This window comes from Streptomyces sp. NPDC051041 (assembly GCF_044456065.1).
GTDB lineage: Bacteria > Actinomycetota > Actinomycetes > Streptomycetales > Streptomycetaceae > Streptomyces > Streptomyces glaucus.
Genome location: NZ_JBITFM010000004.1, coordinates 389,346 through 410,598, shown reverse-complemented (window position 1 = coordinate 410,598; position 21,253 = coordinate 389,346). Strand labels below are relative to the sequence as shown.

Below are 21,253 nucleotides of genomic sequence, written 5' to 3'. Positions count from 1 at the left end.
GCCATGGATCTTGGACTGAAGGACCGGGTGTACGTCGTCACCGGGGCCACCCGGGGGCTCGGCAACGCCTCCGCGCGCGAACTCGTCGCCGACGGCGCGAAGGTGGTCGTGACGGGACGGGACGACAGGAGCGTCGCCGACGCGGCCGCCGCGCTGGGCCCGAACGCGGTCGGCCTGGCCGCGGACAACGCCGACGCCGCGACGCCCGCGCGCCTCATCACGGCCGCGCGCGAGCACTTCGGCCGCTTCGACGGCGTCCTCGTCAGCGTGGGCGGACCGCCGCCGGGCTTCGTCGCCGACACCTCGGACGAGCAGTGGCAGGCGGCGTTCGAATCGGTGTTCCTGGGGGCGGTGCGGCTCGCCCGCGCGGCGGCGGCCGAGCTGGCCGCGGGCGGAGTGATCGGCTTCGTCCTGTCGGGGTCGGTGCACGAGCCGATTCCGGGGCTGACCATCTCCAACGGGCTGCGGCCGGGGCTCGCCGGGTTCGCCAAGTCCCTCGCGGACGAGCTGGGACCGCGCGGGATCCGGGTCGTGGGGCTGCTGCCGGGGCGTATCGACACGGACCGGGTCCGTCAGCTGGACAGCCTGTCCGCCGACCCGGAGGCGACGCGGGTGGCCGCCGAGTCCCGCATCCCGCTGCGGCGGTACGGCACGCCGGAGGAGTTCGGGCGTGCGGCGGCGTTCCTGCTGTCGCCGGCCGCCTCGTATCTGACGGGCGTCATGCTGCCGGTGGACGGCGGGGTGCGGCACGGGTTCTGACGACGGCCGCCCGCCGGTCCTCTGCCTCGGCCCGGTCGCGCGATGCCGTCGCGCGACCGGGCGGGGCGCCGGCGGCCGGGGCGGCGTGCGCGCCCGGCACGGCTCATTCGCCGAGTCCGGCCAGGTCCCGCAGCCGGCGTGCCTGAGCGGCCCGCTCGGCGACGCGCTGGGCCTCGTGGTCCCGCTCCAGCGCGCCGCGCAGCAGGGCCTTGGTCTCGATCACGGCGTCCCGCGGCGCGGCCAGCAGCGCCGCGGCCAGGTCCCGCACCGCGCCGTCGAGCTGGGCCGCCGGCACGGCGAGGTTCGCCAGCCCCGTGCTCACGGCCTCGTCGGCCGTCACGAACCGCCCGGTCAGGCAGATCTCCAGGGCGCGGGCGTACCCGACCAGCCTCACCAGGGGGTGCGTGCCGGTCAGGTCCGGCACCAGGCCCAGGCTGGTCTCGCGCATGGCGAACTGCACGTCGTCCGCGACGACGCGCAGGTCACAGGCGAGGGCGAGCTGGAAACCCGCCCCGATGGCATGTCCTTGCACGGCGGCGACCGACACGATGTCGCTGCGCCGCCACCAGGTGAACGCCTCCTGGTACTCGGCGATGGTCGCGTCCAGTTCGGCGTCGCCGCCGCGCGCGAGGTCGAGGAACGACGGCTCGCCGTCGAATCCCTCGGGTGTGAACGCCTGCCGGTCCAGTCCGGCCGAGAACGACTTGCCCTCGGCCCGCAGCACGACGACCCGGACGGAGCCCGGCAGCAGCCGCCCGGCCTCGGTGAGCGCCCGCCACAGGGCGGGGCTCTGCGCGTTGCGCTTGGCCGGATTGGTCAGCGTCACCGTGGCGATCGCGTCGTCGACGGTGAGCCGTACGCCGTCCTTGTCGAGTGCGGGACCCAGGTCCTGGGCGGGCGATGCCATGGACGCCTCCGATGCGTGCGGTCACGGTCCGTGCCGTGCGACGGCTCGCACGCCGTTCGACGACACAGCTAAGTGACTGCACAGTAACCACCCGGCCGGTCCGGGGTCACCCCCGGCCCCTCGCGGCGCCGGAGGACGGCCGGCCGGATGGCCACCGTCGAAGTCGAGGGGCCGCCCGGGATGTCAGGCCGACGTGGCCTTCTTGCCCCGGGTCGCCCCGCCACGCCCTCGGAGCGTGACGCCCGACTCGCTGAGCATGCGGTGCACGAAGCCATACGAGCGGCCGGTCTCCTCGGCCAACGCCCGGATGCTCGCACCGGCGTCGTACTTCTTCTTCAGGTCTGCCGCGAGCTTGTCGCGCGCGGCGCCGGTCACCCGGCTGCCCTTCTTCAGAGTCTCGGCCACCCGTGCCTCCTCATGGGAAGTGCGCTCTGGTCTCCTCATGATCACCCCTCCGGGCCCCGATGGCCACCCATTCGGCAAGGTCCGTGAGACAAGGTTGTGACGACGGGAGTGCGTCCGCACAAGCGGAATTCAACATTCCGCAGGTTCGCGTCCGAACGGTCGAACGGGCCGCTTCACGAAAGAGCAGGTCAGAACGGCGCGACGGCCGGGCCCTCGGCACATGAGGGCCCGGCCGCGCGACCGATGGAGGACACACCTCGGTACGAGGAGATCTCACGCAGATGAGGGATCACGGATCGGCCGAATGATCCATACGCTGTCGATCACTTATTCGATCAAGCGAGGGTGACGAGGTCCGCGTAGTCCGCGCCCCACAGGTCCTCGACCCCGTCCGGCAGCAGGATGATCCGCTCCGGCTGGAGCGCCTCGACGGCTCCCTCGTCGTGCGTGACCAGGACGACCGCGCCCTTGTAGGTGCGCAGCGCGCCGAGGATCTCCTCGCGGCTGGCCGGGTCGAGGTTGTTGGTGGGCTCGTCCAGGAGCAGCACGTTCGCGGAGGAGACCACCAGGGTCGCGAGCGCCAGCCGGGTCTTCTCGCCGCCGGAGAGGACACCGGCCGGCTTGTCGACGTCGTCGCCGGAGAACAGGAACGAGCCGAGCACCTTGCGGACCTCGACGAGGTCCATGTCGGGCGCGGCGGAGCGCATGTTCTCCAGGACCGTGCGGTCGGCGTCGAGGGTCTCGTGCTCCTGGGCGTAGTAGCCGAGCTTGAGGCCGTGGCCGGGGACGACCATGCCGGTGTCCGGCTGCTCGACGCCCGCGAGGAGCCGCAGCAGGGTGGTCTTGCCGGCGCCGTTGAGGCCGAGGATGACGACCCTGGAGCCCTTGTCGATGGCCAGGCTGACATCGGTGAAGATCTCCAGCGAGCCGTACGACTTCGACAGTCCCTCCGCCATGAGCGGGGTCTTGCCGCAGGGCGCGGGCTCGGGGAAGCGCAGCTTGGCGACCTTGTCCTGCTGGCGGATCTCCTCCAGCCCGGACAGCAGCTTCTCGGCCCGCCGGGCCATGTTCTGCGCGGCGACCGTCTTGGTGGCCTTGGCGCGCATCTTGTCGGCCTGGGCGTTGAGCGCGGCGGCCTTCTTCTCGGCGTTGGCGCGCTCCCGCTTGCGGCGCTTCTCGTCGGCCTCGCGCTGCTGCTGGTAGAGCTTCCAGCCCATGTTGTAGATGTCGATCGTGGCGCGGTTGGCGTCCAGGTAGAACACCTTGTTGACGACCGTCTCGACCAGGTCGACGTCGTGGCTGATGACGATGAAGCCGCCGCGGTAGGTCTTCAGGTAGTCGCGCAGCCAGACGATCGAGTCGGCGTCGAGGTGGTTGGTGGGCTCGTCGAGCAGCAGCGTGTCCGCGTCGGAGAAGAGGATGCGGGCCAGTTCGATGCGGCGGCGCTGACCGCCGGAGAGCGTGTGCAGGGGCTGGCCGAGCACCCGGTCGGGCAGGTTGAGCGCGGCGGCGATGGTGGCGGCCTCGGCCTCGGCGGCGTACCCGCCCTTGGTGAGGAACTCCGTCTCCTGGCGCTCGTACTGCCGCATCGCCTTCTCGCGGGTGGCGCCCTTTCCGGTGGCGATGCGCTGCTCGTTCTCGCGCATCTTGCGGATCAGCACGTCCAGGCCGCGGGCGGAGAGGATGCGGTCGCGGGCGAGCACGTCCAGGTCGCCGGTGCGGGGGTCCTGGGGGAGGTAGCCGACCTCGCCGGAGCGGGTGACGGTGCCGGCGGCGGGGATGCCCTCGCCGGCGAGGACCTTGGTCAGGGTGGTCTTGCCGGCGCCGTTGCGGCCGACCAGGCCGATGCGGTCGCCCTTGGCGACCCGGAAGGTGGCGTTCTCGACGAGGACGCGGGCACCGGCGCGCAGCTCGATGCCGGAGGCGGAGATCACGGTCAGACTCCTGGGCGGATACGGGGGCGGGATGGGCGGCTGAGGACGTTCCCGCCGTCTAATGCGCGAGGAGAATGGCCATGGGGCCAGTCTAGCGGGGCCGTGCAACCAGTTTTTCTGCGTCCAGGCGTTCGGGCGGTCCCGGCGTGCGGGGACCGCCGCCGGGGAGGCTGCACGGCCCGGGGCGGGGGCGGCGTCCGGAGCGCCGGCGCGCGCCGCCTCCCGGGGGGACGGTCCGGAGGCCGCCCGCTCAGCTGCCTCCGGTGTGCACCTGGAAGGCGGCCCGGCGTACGGCCTTGGCCAGCGCGGGGTCGGGGTGCGCGGCGGCGAGCGCGACCAGGACCTGCACGGTGCGCGGGTGGCCGACGGCGCGCACCTCGTCGAGGAGCTGGGGGACGGTCGGCTGCACCGCGGACTCCAGGTGCCGCACCAGCATCGGCGCCTCCCCGTGGTCGGCGACGGCGGCGGCGGTGTCGACCCACAGCCACGTCGCCTCCTCCCGGGTGAGGACCTCGTGGGCGTCCTCCGGGTCGACCCCGTCGTGCTCGGCCAGCCACAGCAGGGCGTACGGCCGCAGCGCCGGCTCGTCGACCACGGCACGGACGTCGGGCTCGGCGGGGGCGCCGACCACGCGCAGCGCCTCGAAGGCGAGGCCGCGCAGCAGGGCGTCCTCGCCCCGGGCGGCGTCGAGCAGTTCGGTGACGGCGCTGCCGACGGGGCGGGCGGCGAGCCAGGCGCGGTATTCGGCGCGGGCCGCGTTCGGGCGGAGCTGGGCGCAGCCGCGGAGCATGTCCTCGGCCGACTGCTCGATGTTGCCAGCGGGGCTCTGGGCGGCGACGCAGATCTGCTCCAGCTTGACCCAGACCGCCCAGTTGCCGAGCGGGGTGAGCGTGGCCTGGCCGTCCCCGTAGGTGAGGGCGCCGACGGAGGCGAGGGCGCGCAGGGCCCAGTCCAGGAGCGGGGCGAGCGGGGTGTCGTCGGCGGTCCGCGGGTCCCGCGGCTCGGGCTGCGGGCCGTAGGGGATCTCGCAGCGCTCGGTGCGCAGTTCGGTGACGCGCTGCTCCAGCAGGTCCAGGAGCTGCGGCACGGGCACGGGGCCGGCGGACAGCTGGAGGAAGGAGAGCACCTGCGGCATCGCCGAGACGACCTCGGCGACGGCGGCGGGCTCGTGCCCCTCGGGTTCCGGGCAGGCGAGCGACCAGGCGTCGAACAGGGCGACCCAGCCGCGCAGCACGGCGCTGTCGTCGCGGTCCCAGGCCCGCAGCCGCCAGCCGGGGCGGGCGCTGTCGCCGTGCACCTCGACGAGGCCGGCGAGGCGGGCGGTGTCCCAGTCGGCCCGGACCTGAGCCACGGTCAGGCCGAGGTCGGCCGCCGCCTGTTCGGCGGTCGCCTCGGAGAGGGTGGCCGTGCCGTCGGAGGTCGCGTTCCGGCGGCCGGGGCCGAGGGCGGCGTCGGCCCAGCGGGCGACGCGGACCGCACCGGCCAGACCGGAGCGCGCCATTCTGGCCAGCTCCGCCGGGGCCGGCGTGCCCTCCGGGGGGCGCGGGGCGGCGCGGCGGGGACGCCGCTGGTTCACAGCTCTGGGGGCGGCGGCCAGGGGTCGCGGGCGGACGAGTCGAAGCCTGGAGTCGCGCGGGATACGGGACGTCACGGGTGCAGTCTTCCGGTTGACGGTCCGAAAACCCAAACGGAATGTCACGGGGGGCGACGGGAATGGCCAACGCACGGGCCGCGCGGGCCGCCGGGGGCCGGGATCAGGCCAGGGGCACGGCACTAAGCGGAACGGGGGGCGGGCGGGACCGGGGGAGGGTTGCGGGAGCGGGGCGAGGGGGTGGACGAGGGGTGTCGGACAGGTCCGGGCGGGCGGCGGCGCGGCCGCCTCGTACCGCCGGCCGCGCCGCCCCGGGCCGTGTCCGCGCACCGGGCGCGTCCTCGTCCGGCGGGGCGGTCCGGCGGACGGGGCCGCCGGCGCGCGGGCGCACCGCCGACGCCCCGGGAGCACCAGCCGCACGCGGGGCGTCCCCGGTCCCCGCGGCCGGCGCGGCGGGGGTTCACATCAGCGGGGTCAGGAAGCGGCGCAGGACCTCCTCGTAGGCGTCCGGATCGGCGTTCCACATGGCCGCGTGCGGGGCCTGGCGGACCGTGTGGAGGGCGACCAGGTCGGGGCGGGCGCCGGCGAGGCGCCGGGACAGCTGCCAGGGGGCCACCGTGTCGTCCGGGCCGTGGAAGATCAGCGTCGGGACCGTGACGAGGTCGATCCCCGCGGGGCCGGCGGGGTGGCCGGTGTGCATCCCGGCCCGGCCCTGGGCCGCGCGGACCGCGAGCGGCAGCAGCACCCCGGGCGTGTGACGGGCCGCGGCGAGGGCGCGCAGCGCCGCCTCCCAGCTGAGCACCGGGGAGTCCAGCACCAGCCCCGCGACGTGGTGGCGCAGTCCGGAGCGCGCCGCGGCGCGCAGCGCCATCGTGGCGCCGGTGGACCAGCCGTGCAGGACGATCTGCCGGGCGCCGTGCCGCACGGCGTACCGGAGCGCCGCGTCCAGGTCGCGCCACTCGGTCTCGCCGAAGTGGTGGAGCCCGTCCGGGGAACGGGGGGCGCCGGGGTCGCCGCGGTAGGCCGGGACGAGCACCGGGAGGTGGTGGCGGTGCAGGAGCTCCATGACGTTCATGGCGTGTTCGCGGGTGGCGCCCAGGCCGTGCACCGTGATGACCCAGATGTCCCGTACGCCGGGCACGAACCAGGCCGGGAGCGGGCCGAGTTCGCCGGGGATCTCGACGTCGGTGTGGTCCAGGCCGAGGGCGGCGCCCGGATCGCCGACGTGCACGTTGGGGGTGAGCCACGCCTTGTCGCCGGGTTTCAGGGTGCCGTGCGTCACCCGTTCCAGGCGGCGTACGACGGTGTCGGCGGAGTGGGAGGCGGTGCGCAGGACGGGGCCGACGACCGCGTGGGAGCCGTCGCCGACGAGGCCGTAGCGGCCGGGTCGCAGGGTGGCCAGGTGCCGGGTGAGGGCTATCCGGCCCGCGGCGGTGGCGTGCACGGTGAGCCGGGGTTCGGTGGGCAGGGGCCCGCCCGGGGGCGCCTTGAGCGCGGCGTCGCTGGCGAACCTGCCGGCCGCGACGCCGGCGGCGCCGGCTGCCAGGGCCATGGTGACGGCGGCGGCCGCCGCTTTGACAGTACGCACGGGTCCAGTGTCCAGGCGGACCCCGTCTTCGGCCAGTGGTGGGGCGGCCGCGGGTGGCGGCCGCGCGGACCGGGGGCGGCGTCCGCGGGCGGGACCGGAGGAGGCGGGTCCGGGCGGCGTCCCGGGAGCCGGGGCGCCGTGGCCGGAGGGCGGGGCACGACGCGCGGGCGGGACGGCGGCGGGCGGCGGTCAGCCCTTCTGGCCGTACCCCCGCAGCCTCTCCCCCACCTCCGCCAGCTGCCGCTCCGACAGCAGCGACGGGGACCGGCCCGGGACCGAGGAGGCGGTCAGCCACAGCCGGCACATCCACTCCAGTTGGGCGGTGCGGTCGTAGGCCTGGTCGAGGGTGGCGCCGTGGGTGAGGGTGCCGTGGTTCTGCAGCAGGCAGCCGGAGCGGCCGTCGAGGGCGCGGAGCACGTTCCGGGCCAGTTCCTCGGAGCCGTAGGGCGCGTACGGGGCGACCCGGACGGGACCGCCGAGCGCGGCGGCCATGTAGTGGATCGGCGGGAGCTCGTGGAGGAGGGTCGAGACGGCCGTCGCGTGCACGGCGTGGGTGTGGACGACGGCGCGGGCGTCGGTGGCGCGGTAGACGGCGAGGTGCATGGGCAGTTCGCTGGTCGGGACGAGGCTGCCGAGCACCCGCCGGCCGTCGAGGCCGACGCCGGTCACGTCGTCCGGCGTCAGCCGGTCGTAGGGGACGCCCGACGGTGTGACCAGGACCGTGTCCCCGACCCGCACGGAGACGTTGCCGGAGGTGCCGACGACCAGCCCGTCCGACACCGTGCGGCGGGCCGTGGCCACGAGCGCCGCCCAGGCGCGTGCCTCCTCGTCGCGCACCCGCCTCTCCCCCGGTTCCGTCACGCCTCGCGTCTCCTTCCGGGCCTCGTGCGCGGCCCGCCGGTCCCGTCGTCCGGCGGCGCGGCCGTCCCGCCGGACGACCGGGCCACTGTAGGCCGGAAGGCGGGCGTCCGGCAGAGGACACCGCCGGCCGGGTGGCCGCCGCGGGCGTTTCGGCAGGGCGGCGGCGCGGGCGGCGGCGGTGCCGGGTGACCGAGATCTCCCCAGCGGGTCCCGGCCCGGCCGCGTAGGTCCATGGTGGGCTTCTGACCTGGGAAAACGGCCGGATCACGGGGGCGTCGGGGGCCGGGCGCGGCCCGCTGGGACGAGACGGGACGGCACCCCCCTGTCAGGGTCACCGCCAATCCCACCTCAGTTCATCTTCCGTTCACCCTGGTTACCTACGGTCGACCAGCCAATGACCTCGAACGATTGCCTGGGTAAATGGAAAGCTTCTCGCTGATCCTCGCGATTGTGGTGGTAACCGCACTCGCGTTCGATTTCACGAACGGTTTCCACGACACCGCGAACGCGATGGCGACGACCATTTCGACCGGCGCGCTGAAGCCCAAGGTCGCGGTGGCCATGTCCGCCGTCCTCAACCTCGTGGGCGCCTTCCTGTCCGTGGAGGTCGCCAACACGATCTCCAAGGGTCTCGTCGACGAGACCGGCATCCGTCCCGAGGTCATCTTCGCCGCACTGGTCGGCGCGATCCTCTGGAATCTGCTGACCTGGCTGGTCGGGCTCCCCTCCAGCTCCTCGCACGCCCTCATGGGCGGTCTGATCGGCGCCACCGTCGCCTCGGCGGGCGTCGGCGCGGTGCACGGCGACGTGCTCGTCACCAAGGTGCTGATCCCGGCGATCGCCGCCCCGGTCGTCGCGGGCGTCGCGGCGATGCTCGCCACCCGGCTGACGTACACGCTCGGCCGGAAGGCCGACGGCAAGGCCGCCGCCAAGGGCTACCGCGCCGGCCAGATAGCCTCCGCGGGCCTGGTCTCCCTCGCCCACGGCACCAACGACGCCCAGAAGACGATGGGCATCATCACCCTCGCCCTGGTCGCCGGCGGCACCCTCGCCCCCGACTCCGACCCGCCCCTGTGGGTCGTCCTCTCCGCCGGTCTGGCCATCGCGCTCGGCACCTACCTCGGCGGCTGGCGCATCATCCGCACCATGGGCAAGGGCCTGACCGACCTCCAGCCGCAGCAGGGCTTCGCCGCCCAGACCAGCGCGGCCACGGTCATCCTGGCCTCCTCCCACCTCGGCTTCTCCCTCTCCACCACGCACTCGGTCTCCGGCGCCGTGATGGGCGCGGGCCTCGGCCGCAAGGGCGGGATCGTCCGCTGGTCCACCGCCACCCGCATGTTCGTCGCCTGGGGCCTCACCCTCCCGGCCGCGGCCCTGGTCGGGGCGCTCGCCGAGTACGTGACCGGCTTCGGCGCCTGGGGCACCGCCCTCGTCGCGGTCTTCCTGGTCGCCTCCAGCGCCGCGATCTGGAAGATCTCCCGGCGCGAGGTCGTCGACCACACCAACGTCAACGACACCGAGGAGCCGGCCGGCGTGGTGACCACCGCCGTGGCCGCGGTGGCCCCGCCCCCCGCGGGCACGGTGACCGACGAGCTCACCGCCACGATCCCGGCGCAGGCCACCGAGTCGAAGGCCCCGCAGGCCACCACCACCGTCTGAGCCCGCGCACCCGGCACAAGGAAGAGAAGCACCATGAAGATCGACTGGGCGGCTCTCGGCTCCGTCTTCGGGGTCAGCCTCGTGGTCACCGTGGCCCTGGTGGCCCTGTTCACCCTCGGCATCGCGGGCCTGTCCCGCCGCGAGCGGGCCGCCGCGCAGGGCGGCACCGCGGCCCTCGCGGTCACCGGCGCGTACGCCTGCTTCGCGGCCTGCGCGGCGGCGGTGGCGTACGGGATCTACCTGATCGTCGCCTGAGACCGCGTCCCCCGGCGGGACGCCCCCGCTCCCCCGCCCCCGGCGCACGGCCCGCGCGCCGGGGGCGTCACGCTGCTTTGGCGCACTCCCCCTGTGGGCCTCAGCACACTCCGCCCTCGCAGGTCAGCGGCAAGTTGACGGCCCTTCCAAGCCCATGGTGGACTGCCGGGGCCAGTACGGCGGCAGGAGAGGAAGCCCGGTGGAAGTCCGGCGCGGTCCCGCCACTGTGACCGGGGCAGACGGTCCCGGGAGCCAGGAACTCTCACCGCCGGTCTCGTCGAACCAGGGCGTGGACACCCTGAGTGAGGACATATCGCCATGCGCGGCTGCCGATGGACGGCCAGGTTCACCAGCTCGACCTCCGAGTGCACCAGCGACGCCCGGCCCGGCCCGGCGGTCGGCTGAGCGATGCGGGCCGAACGCGTCTTCGCGTACGGCGCCGCCGCCGGCCTCCTCGGCGACCTGCTCCTCGGCGATCCCCGCCGCGGGCATCCGGTCGCCGTGTTCGGGCGGGCCGCGGGCGCCGTGGAACACGTGCTGTGGCGGGACCACCGCGGCTGGGGCACGCTGCACACCGCCGTGTGCGTCGGCGGCGCCGTCGCCCTCGGCGGGCTGGCCGCGCGTGCCGTACGCCCCTGCCCCGCCGCCTCCGTCGCGCTCACCGGCGCCGCCACCTGGGCCGTCGTCGGAGGAACCTCGCTGGTCCGGGAGGCCCGGACCATCGGGCGGGCCCTTCAGGCGGGGGACGTCGAGGCGGCCCGGGCACGGCTGCCGCACCTGTGCGGGCGGGACCCGCAGGCGCTCGACGCCGACGGGATCGCCCGCGCGGTCGTCGAGTCCGTCGCCGAGAACACCTCCGACGCCGTGGTGGGGGCCCTGGTGTGGGGGGCCGTGGCCGGGGTGCCGGGGCTGCTCGGGTTCCGGGCGGTGAACACCCTCGACGCGATGGTCGGGCACCGGTCGCCGAGGTACCGGCGCTACGGCTGGGCCTCCGCGCGCCTGGACGACCTCGCCGGATGGCCGGGGGCCCGGCTGACCGCCGCGCTCGCCGCCGTCGCCGGCGGCGACCCCCGCGGGGCGCTGCGGGCCTGGCGCGCCGACGCCGCCCGGCACCCGAGCCCCAACGCCGGACCCGTGGAGGCCTCCTTCGCGGGGGCGCTCGGCGTGCGGCTGGGCGGGACCCTCTCCTACGGCGGGCGGGTCGAGCACCGGCCCGTGCTCAACGCGCGCGGACGGGCCGTCGCCGTGGCCGACATCGAACGGGCCGCACGGCTCTCGCGGCGCGTCGGCTGGCTCGCGCTCGGCGTCGGCGCCGCCGCGCGGCTCCTCGTCAACGGCTTGAAGGGACGGACGTCATGAGCGGTGGTCTCCTCGTCGCCGGCACCACCTCCGACGCCGGCAAGAGCGTCGTCACCGCCGGGATCTGCCGGTGGCTGGTGCGGCAGGGGGTGAAGGTCGCGCCGTTCAAGGCGCAGAACATGTCGCTGAACTCGTTCGTGACGCGCGAGGGCGCCGAGATCGGGCGGGCGCAGGCCATGCAGGCGCAGGCGTGCCGGATCGAGCCGACCGCGCTGATGAACCCCGTGCTGCTCAAGCCGGGCGGTGAGCGAAGCAGTCAGGTGGTGCTGCTGGGCAGGCCGGTGGGCGAGCTGAGCGCCCGCGGCTACCACGGCGGGCGGCAGCAGGCGCTGCTGGGGACGGTGCTGGACTGCCTCGCCGAGCTGCGGGACGCGTACGACGCGGTGATCTGCGAGGGGGCGGGCTCCCCCGCCGAGATCAACCTGCGGCGGACCGACATCGTGAACATGGGGATCGCCCGCAACGCCCGCCTGCCCGTCCTCGTCGTCGGCGACATCGACCGCGGCGGCGTCTTCGCGTCCTTCTTCGGGACCGTCGCCCTGCTCTCCCGCGAGGACCAGGAGCTGGTCGCCGGCTTCCTCGTCAACAAGTTCCGGGGCGACGTGTCGCTGCTGGAGCCCGGCCTCGACATGCTGCGCGATCTCACCGGACGGCGCGCCTACGGCGTCCTGCCGTTCCGGCACGGGCTCGGCATCGACGAGGAGGACGGGATGGCGGTCTCCCTGCGCGGGCCGGTCCGGGAGTCGCACGTCGCCCCGCCGCTCGGCGCGGACGTGCTGCGGGTCGCCGTCTGCGCGGTCCCGCTGATGTCCAACTTCACCGACGTGGACGCGCTGGCCGCCGAGCCGGGCGTCGTGGTGCGGTTCGTGGACCGGCCCGAGGAGCTGGCCGACGCCGACCTCGTCGTGGTGCCCGGGACCCGGGGCACGGTCCGGGCGCTGGAGTGGCTGCGGGAGCGGGGACTGGCGGAGGCGATCGCCCGCAGGGCCGCCGAGCAGCGGCCCGTGCTCGGCGTCTGCGGCGGCTTCCAGCTGCTCGGCGAGCACATCGAGGACGAGGTCGAGAGCCGCCGGGGCCACGTCGACGGGCTCGGCCTCCTGCCCGTCCGGGTGCGGTTCGCCCGCGAGAAGACCCTCGCCCGGCCCGTCGGCGAGGCCCTCGGGGAGCCGGTCGAGGGGTACGAGATCCACCACGGGGTCGCCGAGGTCACCGGCGGCGAGCCCTTCCTGGACGGCTGCCGGGTCGGCCAGACCTGGGGCACGCACTGGCACGGCTCGCTGGAGTCGGACGGTTTCCGGCGGGCCTTCCTGCGCGAGGTGGCGGCCGCCGCGGGCCGCCGCTTCGTGCCGGCCCCCGACACGTCGTTCGCCGCGCTGCGCGAGGAGCAGCTCGACCGGCTCGGCGACCTGATCGAACAGCACGCGGACACGGACGCGCTGTGGCGGCTCATCGAGTCGGGCGCGCCGCAAGGACTGCCTTTCATTCCACCGGGAGCGCCCGCATGAGCACTGTGTTGTTGTTGTCGACCGCCGACACGGACCTGCTGGCGGCCCGCGCCTCCGGCGCCCCCTACCGGATCGGCAACCCGACCCGGGTGGACGTCGAGGCCGAGCTGCCCGCGCTGCTCGACGGCGCCGACGTCGCCGTCGTGCGGCTGCTGGGCGGCAAGCGCGCCTGGGAGGACGGGCTGGCCGCGCTGAAGGCGTCCGGCGTCCCGACCGTGCTGCTGGGCGGCGAGGCCGTGCCGGACGCGGAGCTGATGGCCGAGTCGTCGGTGCCGGCCGGGGTCGTGGCGGAGGCGCTGAAGTACCTCGTCGAGGGCGGGCCCGCCAACCTCGCCGAACTCGCGCGGTTCCTGTCGGACACCGTGCTGCTCACCGGCGAGGGGTTCGCCGCGCCGCGCGCGATGCCCGAGTACGGCGTCCACGGCTCCCGCCCCCTTCGGGACGGCCGCCCCACCGTCGGCGTGCTCTTCTACCGCGCCCACGAACTGAGCGGCAACACCGCCTTCGTGGACGTCCTGTGCGACGCGATCGAGGCGCGGGGCGCCAACGCCCTCCCGGTGTACTGCGGTTCGCTGCGCGGCGCGGACCCCGGGCTCTACGAGCTCCTCGGCCGGGCCGACGCCCTGGTCGCCACCGTGCTCGCGGCCGGCGGCACGCACGCCTCGCAGGCGTCGGCGGGCGGCGACGAGGAGTCCTGGGACGTCGGGGCGCTGGCCGAGCTGGACGTGCCGGTGCTGCAGGGGCTGTGCCTGACCACGTCGCGGAGCGCCTGGGAGGAGTCCGACGCCGCCCTGTCCCCCATGGACGCGGCGATGCAGGTCGCCATCCCGGAGTTCGACGGGCGGCTGATCACCGTGCCGTTCTCCTTCAAGGAGCAGGGCCCGGACGACGTGCCCGTGTACGTCGCCGACCCGGAGCGGGCCGCGCGCGTCGCCGGGATCGCCGTGCGCCACGCCCGGCTGCGGCACAAGCCGAACGCCGAGAAGCGGATCGCGCTGGTCTTCACCGCCTACCCGACCAAGCACTCCCGCGTCGGCAACGCGGTCGGGCTCGACACCCCGGTCTCGGCGGTGCGGGTGCTGGACGCGCTGCGAGACGCCGGGTACGCGGTCGAGGGGCATCCCGACGACGGCGACGAGCTGATCCACCGGCTCATCGAGGCCGGCGGGCACGACGTCGAGTGGCTGACGGAGGAGCAGCTGGCCGCCGCGCCCGCGCGGGTGCCGCTGGCCGACTACCGGGCGTGGTTCGACCGGCTCGACCCGGAGCTGAGGGACGCCATGACCGAGGCCTGGGGCGAGCCGCCGGGTTCGCTCTACGTCGACGGGGACGACATCGTCCTCGCCTGTCTGCGGTTCGGGAACGTCGTCGTGATGATCCAGCCGCCGCGCGGCTTCGGCGAGAACCCCATCGCGATCTACCACGACCCGGACATGCCGCCCTCGCACCACTACCTGGCGGCCTACCGGTGGCTGGAGAACAGCTTCGGGGCCGACGCGATCGTGCACATGGGCAAGCACGGCACGATGGAGTGGCTGCCCGGCAAGGGACTGGGCCTCGGCGCCGGCTGCGCCCCGGACGCGGTCCTCGGCGACCTGCCGCTGGTCTACCCGTTCATCGTCAACGACCCCGGCGAGGGCACCCAGGCCAAGCGGCGCGGGCACGCCACCGTCGTCGACCACCTGGTGCCGCCGATGGCGCGCGCCGACACCTACGGCGACCTCGCCAAGCTGGAGCAGCTCCTCGACGAGTACGCGCTCGTGTCCGACCTGGACCCGGCGAAGGCGCCCGCCGTGCGCGCCCAGATCTGGACGCTGGTCAAGGCCGCCGAACTCCACCACGACCTGCACGTGGACGAGCAGCCGGACGACGACGAGTTCGACGAGTTCGTCATGCACATCGACGGCTACCTGTGCGAGATCAAGGACGTGCAGATCCGCGACGGGCTGCACGTGCTGGGCGGCGGCCCGGTGGGCGAGCCGCGCGTCAACCTCGTGCTCGCCGTGCTGCGCGCCTCGCAGGTGTGGGGCGGGCGGGCGAACGCCCTGCCGGGCCTGCGGGCCTCGCTGGCCGAGCACTTCGGGCTGGTGGAGAAGGAGCTGCTGGCCGAGCCGGGCGCGCCGGTGAAGGTGCCGGCCGAACTGACGGACCTGGTCGAGGGACCGGCCCGCAGCGCGGCCGACGCGATCGACCTGCTGGAGCAGCTGTGCCGGCGGATCGCGCAGGGAATGGAGGACCGCGGGTGGGCCGCCGCCGAGAGCGGCGCCGTCCTGCGGGACGTGCTCGGCGCCGAACTCCCCGGCGTCCTCGCCGTGCTGGAGTTCGCCTGCACCGAGGTCGTGCCGCGGCTGGCCCGCACCACCGACGAGATCGGGCACGTCCTCAAGGCGCTCGACGGCGGCTACGTCCCGGCCGGCCCGTCCGGCTCCCCGACCCGGGGCCTGGTCAACGTCCTGCCGACCGGCCGGAACTTCTACTCGGTCGACCCCAAGGCCATCCCGTCCCGGCTGAGCTGGGAGGTCGGCCAGTCGCTCGCGGACTCGCTGGTGCAGCGGTACCTGCAGGACACCGGCGCGTACCCGAAGTCCGTCGGACTGACCGTCTGGGGCACGTCCGCCATGCGCACCCAGGGCGACGACATCGCCGAGATCCTGGCGCTGCTGGGCTGCCGCCCGGTGTGGGACGACGCCTCGCGCCGGGTGACCGGCTTCGAGGTGATCCCGCTGGCGGAGCTGGGCCGGCCGCGCATCGACGTCACCGTCCGCATCTCCGGCTTCTTCCGGGACGCGTTCCCGCACGTCGTCGGACTGATCGACGACGCGGTACGGGCCGTGGCCGAGCTGGAGGAGCCCGCCGAGTCCAACTACGTCAAGGCGCACGCCGACGAGGACACCGCCGAGCACGGCGACCGGCGCCGGGCCACGGCCCGCATCTTCGGCTCCAAGCCGGGCGCGTACGGCGCCGGCCTGCTGCCGCTGATCGACGCCCGGAACTGGCGCTCCGACGCCGACCTGGCCGAGGTGTACGCCGTCTGGGGCGGCTACGCCTACGGGCGCGGGCTCGACGGGCGGGCGGCGCGCGGCGACATGGAGACCGCGTTCCGGCGGATCGCCGTCGCCGCGAAGAACGTCGACACCCGCGAGCACGACCTCGTCGACGCCGACGACTACTTCCAGTACCACGGCGGCATGGTCGCCATGGTGCGCCACCTGACGGGCGCCAGCCCCGAGGCGTACGTGGGCGACTCGGCCACGCCGGACCAGGTGAGGACGCGCACGCTCGGCGAGGAGACGCACCGGGTCTTCCGGGCCCGGGTGGTCAACCCGCGCTGGATGGCGGCGATGCGGCGGCACGGCTACAAGGGCGCCTTCGAGATGGCGGCGACCGTCGACTACCTCTTCGGCTACGACGCCACGGCCGGGGTCGTGGACGACTGGATGTACGAGAAGCTCAGCGCCGAGTACGTCTTCGACCCGGAGAACCGGGACTTCATGAAGAAGTCCAACCCGTGGGCGCTCCGCGGGATCACCGAGCGGCTGCTCGAGGCCGCCGACCGCGGCCTGTGGGCCGAGCCAGACGCGCAGACCCTGGAGCGGCTGCGCGCCACCTACCTGGAGCTCGAAGGCGACCTGGAGGGCGACGACCAGTGACCACCCCGTTCCCGTTCACAGCCGTCGTCGGCCAGGACGACCTCAGGCTCGCGTTGTTGTTGAACGCCGTCAGCCCGGCGGTCGGCGGGGTGCTGGTGCGCGGTGAGAAGGGCACCGCCAAGTCCACGGCCGTGCGGGCGCTGTCGGCGCTGCTGCCCGCGGTGGCCGTCGTGCCCGGGTGCCGTTTCTCCTGCGACCCGGCCGCCCCCGACCCGGGCTGCCCGGACGGCCCGCACGAGCCGGGCGCCGGGGCCGAACGGCCCGCCCGGATGGTGGAGCTGCCGGTCGGTGCCTCCGAGGACCGGCTGGTCGGCGCCCTGGACATCGAGCGGGCCCTCGCGGAGGGCGTGAAGGCCTTCGAGCCCGGCCTGCTCGCCGAGGCGCACCGCGGCATCCTCTACGTCGACGAGGTCAACCTCCTCCACGACCACCTCGTGGACCTGCTGCTGGACGCGGCGGCGATGGGCGCCTCGTACGTCGAGCGCGAGGGCGTCTCCGTGCGCCACGCGGCCCGGTTCCTGCTGGTCGGGACCATGAATCCCGAGGAGGGCGAGCTGCGCCCGCAGCTGCTCGACCGGTTCGGCCTGACCGTCGAGGTCGCGGCCTCGCGGGAGCCCGACCAGCGGGTGGAGGTGGTGCGGCGGCGCCTCGCCTACGACGACGACCCGGCCGGCTTCGCCGCGCGCTGGGCCGAGGAGGAGGCCGCCGTGCGGGCGCGGATCGCGGCGGCGCGCGCGCTGCTGCCCGAGGTGCGCCTCGGCGACGGGGCGCTCCGGCAGATCGCGGCGACCTGCGCCGCCTTCGAGGTGGACGGCATGCGCGCCGACATCGTGATGGCGCGCACGGCGACCGCGCTGGCCGCGTGGGCCGGGCGGACCGACGTGCTCGCCGAGGACGTGCGGCAGGCCGCGCTGCTGGCGCTGCCGCACCGCCGGCGGCGCAACCCGTTCGACGCGCCGGGCCTGGACGAGGACAGGCTCGACGAGACGCTCCGGCAGTCCGGGGGCGGGGACGGCGACGGGGACGACGACCCGGATCCCGGTCCGGACGGGCCCGGCGGAGGGGGCGGGCAGCCGCCCTCCGAAGGCCCCCGCGGGGGTGATCCGGACGCGCGGCCCGAGGCCGGGGACGGCGGGGAGCCGCAGGGCTCCGGGGCCGGGCAGCAGGCGCCCGCCCCCGCCGCGGAGCCTTTCCGCACCCGGGTGCTGAGCGTGCCCGGCGTCGGCGAGGGCGTGGCCGGGCGGCGCTCGCGGGCGCGGACCGAGCACGGGCGGACCACCGGGGCCCGGCGGCCCCGGGGCGCGCTGACCAAGCTGCACCTGGCGGCGACCGTGCGGGCCGCCGCGCCGCACCAGCGGGCGCGGGGGCGCAGCGGGCCGGGGCTGGTGGTGCGCCGGGACGACCTGCGGCAGGCGGTGCGCGAGGGGCGCGAGGGCAATCTCGTGCTGTTCGTCGTGGACGCCTCCGGGTCCATGGCGGCGCGGCAGCGGATGGGCGCCGTGAAGGGCGCCGTGCTGTCGCTGCTGCTCGACGCCTACCAGCGGCGGGACAAGGTGGGGCTGGTCACCTTCCGGGGGCCGGGCGCCGAGGTCGCGCTGCCGCCGACCTCGTCGGTCGACGCGGCGGCGGCCCGGCTGCGGTCGCTGCCGACGGGCGGCCGCACCCCGCTCGCGGCCGGGCTGCTGAAGGCCCACGACGTGCTGCGGGTGGAGCGGCTGCGGGATCCCGCGCGGCGGGCGCTGCTCGTGGTGGTGACCGACGGCCGCGCCACGGGCGGGCCGGAGCCGGTGGCCACGGCGGAGCGTGCCGCGCGGCTGTTCGCGGCCGAGGACGTCGCGTCCGTGGTCGTGGACTGCGAGTCGGGGCCGGTGCGGCTCGGGCTCGCCGGGCGGCTCGCGGGCGCGCTGGGCGGTGCGGCGGTGACGCTGGACGAGCTGCGGGCGGACTCGATCGCCGGACTGGTCAGGGATGTGCAGGGAACGTCGAGGAGGGCCGCGTAGTGCCGAAGGGACAGCCGAGTGTCGTACCGGACGACGGGCTGACGACCCGTCAGCGGAGGAACCGGCCGCTGGTCGTGGTGCACACCGGCGTCGGCAAGGGCAAGTCGACCGCCGCCTTCGGGCTGGCGCTGCGCGCCTGGAACCAGGGCTGGCCGATCGGGGTGTTCCAGTTCGTGAAGTCGGCCAAGTGGAAGGTCGGCGAGGAGCGGGCGCTGCGCGTGCTCGGGGACTCCGGCGAGGGCGGCACGGTCGCCTGGCACAAGATGGGCGAGGGCTGGTCCTGGGTCCAGCGCGACGCGCAGATGGACAACGAGGAGAAGGCCCGGGAGGGCTGGGAGCAGGTCAAGCGCGACCTGGCGGCCGAGACGTACCGGCTGTACGTGCTCGACGAGTTCGCCTACCCGATGCACTGGGGCTGGGTCGACACCGACGAGGTCGTGCAGGTGCTGCGCGACCGGCCCGGCACCCAGCACGTGGTGATCACCGGCCGCAACGCGCCGGAGAAGCTGGTCGACTTCGCGGACCTGGTGACCGACATGTCCAAGGTCAAGCACCCCATGGACGCCGGGCAGAAGGGGCAGAGGGGCATCGAGTGGTGACCTCCTCGTCCGTGCCCCGGCTGGTGATCGCCGCGCCCTCCTCGGGCAGCGGCAAGACCACCGTCGCCACGGGGCTGATGGCCGCGTTCGCCGCGCGGGGGCTCGCCGTGTCCCCGCACAAGGTCGGGCCGGACTACATCGACCCCGGGTACCACGCGCTCGCCACCGGGCGGGCGGGGCGCAACCTCGACGCCTACCTGTGCGGGCCGGAGCTGATCGGGCCGCTGTTCGCGCACGGGGCGCGCGGGTGCGACCTCGCCGTGGTCGAGGGCGTGATGGGGCTGTACGACGGGGCCGCCGGGGAGGGCGAGCTGGCGTCCACCGCCCAGGTGGCGAAGCTGCTGCGGGCGCCGGTGGTGCTGGTCGTGGACGCCTCGTCGCAGTCGCGGTCGGTGGCGGCGCTGGTGCACGGGTTCGCCTCCTGGGACCCGCGGGTGCGGATCGGGGGCGTGATCCTGAACAAGGTCGGCTCCGACCGGCACGAGGAACTGCTGCGGGAGGCGCTGGACGCGGCCGGGGTGCCGGTGCTGGGGGTGCTGCGCCGGACCCCGCAGGTGGACACGCCGTCCCGGCACCTGGGGCTGGTCCCGGTCGCCGAGCGGCGCGCCCAGGCCGTGGAGGCCGTCGCCGCCATGGCCGCGCAGGTGGCCGCCGGGTGCGACCTGGAGGCGCTGCTCGCGCTGGCCCGGAGCGCGGGCGCGCTGGCGGACGAGCCGTGGCGGGCGCCGGCCGCGCCGGTCGCCCCGGCGGACGGGCGCCCGGTGGTCGCCGTCGCCGGCGGCCCCGCCTTCACCTTCTCCTACGCCGAGCACACCGAGCTGCTCGCCGCCGCCGGCGCCGAGGTCGTCCCCTTCGACCCGCTGCGGGACGAGCGCCTGCCCGACGGCACGCGCGGGCTGGTGATCGGCGGCGGGTTCCCCGAGGTGTACGCCGCCGAGCTGTCCGCCAACGAGCCGCTGCGCCGGGCGGTCGCCGGGCTGGCGCTCGGCGGCGCCCCGGTGGCCGCCGAGTGCGCCGGGCTGCTGTACCTGTGCCGGGAGCTGGACGGGCGGCCGATGTGCGGGGTGCTGGACGCCTCCGCCCGGATGAGCGAGCGGCTCACCCTCGGCTACCGGGACGCGGTGGCCGTCGGCGACAGCGTGCTCGCCGCCGCGGGGACCCGGATGCGGGGGCACGAGTTCCACCGGACCGTCGTCGAGCCCGGCGCCGGGACGGCTCCCGCCTGGGGCGTGCGCGCCCCCGCGCGGCGGGTCGAGGGTTTCGTACAGCGCGGTGTGCACGCGAGTTATCTGCACACGCACTGGGCGTCCGCGCCCGGTGTCGCCCGTCGGTTCGTGGAGAGGTGCCGCACGTCATGAGCAGCAGGCTGGTCGGAGTCGGGGTCGGCCCCGGGGACCCGGAGCTGGTGACCGTCAAGGGGGTCAACGCCCTGCGGGCCGCCGAGGTCGTCGTCGTCCCCGTCATGGACACGGGCGAGCGGGGGCGGGCCGAGGCGACCGTGCTGCACTACGTGCCCGGCGAGAAGGTCGTCCGGGTGGTGTTCGCGCTGAACGAGCGGTCCGACCGGGCCCGGCGCGAGGCGGCCTGGGACGCGGCCGGGAAGCGGGTGGCCGAGCTGCTGGAGCGGCACGGCTCGGTCGCCTTCGCGACCATCGGCGACCCCAACGTGTACTCGACGTTCACCTACCTCGCGCAGACCGTGGCCGGCCTGGTGCCGGGCGTCGTCGTGGAGACCGTGCCGGGCGTCACCGCCATGCAGGACCTGGCGGCCCGCTCGGGCGCGGTGCTGACCGAGGGCACCGAGCCGCTGACGCTGGTGCCGGTCACCGCCGGTTCCGCCGTGCTCAGGGAGGCGCTCGCCGGACCCGGGACCGTCGTCGCCTACAAGTTCGGCCGGCAGGCCGGGGAGGTCGTCGAGGCGCTGCGGGAGACCGGGCGGCTGGCGGACGCCGTGTGGGGGTCGGCGCTGGGGCTGCCGGAGGAGTCGATCCGGCCGGCCGCCGACCTCGACGGCGCGGCCCTGCCCTACCTGTCGACGCTGATCGCGCCCGCGCGGCGCGAGGGCGGGCGGGGCGGCAAGCTGTGAGCCCGGACCGCGGTGCCGACCGGGCCCCGGCGGCCGGCCGCCGGGGCCCGCTGCCGCCCGGCACGCCCCGGCGCCCGGCCCGCGTGCCCCCGCCC

At 75.3% G+C, this 21,253-nt stretch carries 16 protein-coding genes and 1 riboswitch; of the genes, 10 read left to right on the top strand and 6 right to left on the bottom strand.

Annotated features, from left to right (window positions below):
- The first annotated feature begins 3 nt into the window (after nt 1-3).
- Nucleotides 4-759, top strand: coding sequence for an SDR family oxidoreductase (locus ACIBAI_RS10470; RefSeq protein ID WP_399032823.1), 756 nt, complete (start codon nt 4-6; stop codon nt 757-759).
- A gap of 103 nt (nt 760-862) precedes the next feature.
- Here the strand turns inward: ACIBAI_RS10470 and ACIBAI_RS10465 are convergent, their stop codons facing one another.
- From ACIBAI_RS10465 to ACIBAI_RS10440, 6 genes are all read right to left on the bottom strand, one after another.
- Complete coding sequence (locus ACIBAI_RS10465) at nt 863-1,666, bottom strand: enoyl-CoA hydratase/isomerase family protein (protein WP_399032821.1); 804 nt, start codon at nt 1,664-1,666, stop codon at nt 863-865.
- A 183-nt stretch (nt 1,667-1,849) separates the two neighbouring features.
- The gene (locus ACIBAI_RS10460) at nt 1,850-2,071 is read right to left on the bottom strand and encodes a helix-turn-helix domain-containing protein (RefSeq protein ID WP_003976983.1); all 222 of its coding nucleotides are present in this window, start codon (nt 2,069-2,071) and stop codon (nt 1,850-1,852) included.
- A 335-nt stretch (nt 2,072-2,406) separates the two neighbouring features.
- Nucleotides 2,407-4,005 (bottom strand): ABC-F family ATP-binding cassette domain-containing protein, encoded by a 1,599-nt coding sequence (locus tag ACIBAI_RS10455; protein ID WP_399032819.1) that lies wholly within the window; start codon nt 4,003-4,005, stop codon nt 2,407-2,409.
- Nucleotides 4,006-4,255: 250 nt separating this feature from the next.
- The gene (locus ACIBAI_RS10450; RefSeq protein WP_399032817.1) at nt 4,256-5,506 is read right to left on the bottom strand and encodes a hypothetical protein; all 1,251 of its coding nucleotides are present in this window, start codon (nt 5,504-5,506) and stop codon (nt 4,256-4,258) included.
- A gap of 550 nt (nt 5,507-6,056) precedes the next feature.
- Nucleotides 6,057-7,184, bottom strand: a complete 1,128-nt coding sequence (locus ACIBAI_RS10445; RefSeq protein WP_399032815.1) for an alpha/beta hydrolase — start codon at nt 7,182-7,184, stop codon at nt 6,057-6,059.
- A gap of 189 nt (nt 7,185-7,373) precedes the next feature.
- Nucleotides 7,374-8,045 carry a class II aldolase/adducin family protein gene (locus ACIBAI_RS10440; RefSeq protein ID WP_399032813.1) on the bottom strand — a complete coding sequence of 224 codons (672 nt, stop codon included), beginning with the start codon at nt 8,043-8,045 and terminating at the stop codon, nt 7,374-7,376.
- 420 nt (nt 8,046-8,465) lie between these two features.
- Here ACIBAI_RS10440 and ACIBAI_RS10435 point away from each other — a divergent pair, with 420 nt between their 5' ends.
- From ACIBAI_RS10435 to cobI, 9 genes are all read left to right on the top strand, one after another.
- A complete protein-coding gene (locus tag ACIBAI_RS10435) occupies nt 8,466-9,704 on the top strand; it encodes an anion permease (RefSeq protein ID WP_399032811.1) in 1,239 nt (412 codons plus the stop codon).
- Nucleotides 9,705-9,737: 33 nt separating this feature from the next.
- Nucleotides 9,738-9,959 carry a hypothetical protein gene (locus tag ACIBAI_RS10430; RefSeq protein WP_399032809.1) on the top strand — a complete coding sequence of 74 codons (222 nt, stop codon included), beginning with the start codon at nt 9,738-9,740 and terminating at the stop codon, nt 9,957-9,959.
- A 140-nt stretch (nt 9,960-10,099) separates the two neighbouring features.
- Nucleotides 10,100-10,242, top strand: a riboswitch (cobalamin riboswitch).
- Between the two features lie 125 nt (nt 10,243-10,367).
- The gene (locus ACIBAI_RS10425) at nt 10,368-11,318 is read left to right on the top strand and encodes a cobalamin biosynthesis protein (protein ID WP_399032807.1); all 951 of its coding nucleotides are present in this window, start codon (nt 10,368-10,370) and stop codon (nt 11,316-11,318) included.
- Entirely contained in the window at nt 11,315-12,823 is a 1,509-nt protein-coding gene (locus ACIBAI_RS10420; protein WP_399032805.1) for a cobyric acid synthase, read from the top strand. The genes ACIBAI_RS10425 and ACIBAI_RS10420 overlap by 4 nt, the downstream gene beginning before the upstream one ends.
- Nucleotides 12,820-16,473, top strand: a complete 3,654-nt coding sequence (gene cobN, locus ACIBAI_RS10415) for a cobaltochelatase subunit CobN (protein ID WP_399032803.1) — start codon at nt 12,820-12,822, stop codon at nt 16,471-16,473. Before ACIBAI_RS10420 ends, cobN begins: the two co-directional genes overlap by 4 nt.
- On the top strand, nt 16,470-18,473 hold the full coding sequence (locus ACIBAI_RS10410; protein ID WP_399032801.1) for a putative cobaltochelatase: 2,004 nt from the start codon (nt 16,470-16,472) through the stop codon (nt 18,471-18,473). Before cobN ends, ACIBAI_RS10410 begins: the two co-directional genes overlap by 4 nt.
- A complete protein-coding gene (gene cobO, locus ACIBAI_RS10405) occupies nt 18,473-19,072 on the top strand; it encodes a cob(I)yrinic acid a,c-diamide adenosyltransferase (protein WP_399032800.1) in 600 nt (199 codons plus the stop codon). The genes ACIBAI_RS10410 and cobO overlap by 1 nt, the downstream gene beginning before the upstream one ends.
- Nucleotides 19,066-20,430, top strand: coding sequence for a cobyrinate a,c-diamide synthase (locus tag ACIBAI_RS10400; RefSeq protein WP_399032798.1), 1,365 nt, complete (start codon nt 19,066-19,068; stop codon nt 20,428-20,430). Before cobO ends, ACIBAI_RS10400 begins: the two co-directional genes overlap by 7 nt.
- The gene (cobI, locus tag ACIBAI_RS10395; RefSeq protein ID WP_399032796.1) at nt 20,427-21,158 is read left to right on the top strand and encodes a precorrin-2 C(20)-methyltransferase; all 732 of its coding nucleotides are present in this window, start codon (nt 20,427-20,429) and stop codon (nt 21,156-21,158) included. The genes ACIBAI_RS10400 and cobI overlap by 4 nt, the downstream gene beginning before the upstream one ends.
- The last annotated feature ends 95 nt before the right edge of the window (nt 21,159-21,253 follow it).

Bases quoted from the DNA above. Each gene is read 5' to 3' on its own strand.
- ACIBAI_RS10470 (WP_399032823.1), top strand. From the start codon at position 4: ATGGATCTTGGACTGAAGGACCGGGTGTACGTCGTCACCGGGGCCACC.
- ACIBAI_RS10465 (WP_399032821.1), bottom strand. From the start codon at position 1,666: ATGGCATCGCCCGCCCAGGACCTGGGTCCCGCACTCGACAAGGACGGC.
- ACIBAI_RS10450 (WP_399032817.1), bottom strand. From the start codon at position 5,506: ATGGCGCGCTCCGGTCTGGCCGGTGCGGTCCGCGTCGCCCGCTGGGCC.
- ACIBAI_RS10435 (WP_399032811.1), top strand. From the start codon at position 8,466: ATGGAAAGCTTCTCGCTGATCCTCGCGATTGTGGTGGTAACCGCACTC.
- ACIBAI_RS10430 (WP_399032809.1), top strand. From the start codon at position 9,738: ATGAAGATCGACTGGGCGGCTCTCGGCTCCGTCTTCGGGGTCAGCCTC.
- ACIBAI_RS10425 (WP_399032807.1), top strand. From the start codon at position 10,368: ATGCGGGCCGAACGCGTCTTCGCGTACGGCGCCGCCGCCGGCCTCCTC.
- ACIBAI_RS10420 (WP_399032805.1), top strand. From the start codon at position 11,315: ATGAGCGGTGGTCTCCTCGTCGCCGGCACCACCTCCGACGCCGGCAAG.
- cobN (WP_399032803.1), top strand. From the start codon at position 12,820: ATGAGCACTGTGTTGTTGTTGTCGACCGCCGACACGGACCTGCTGGCG.
- cobI (WP_399032796.1), top strand. From the start codon at position 20,427: ATGAGCAGCAGGCTGGTCGGAGTCGGGGTCGGCCCCGGGGACCCGGAG.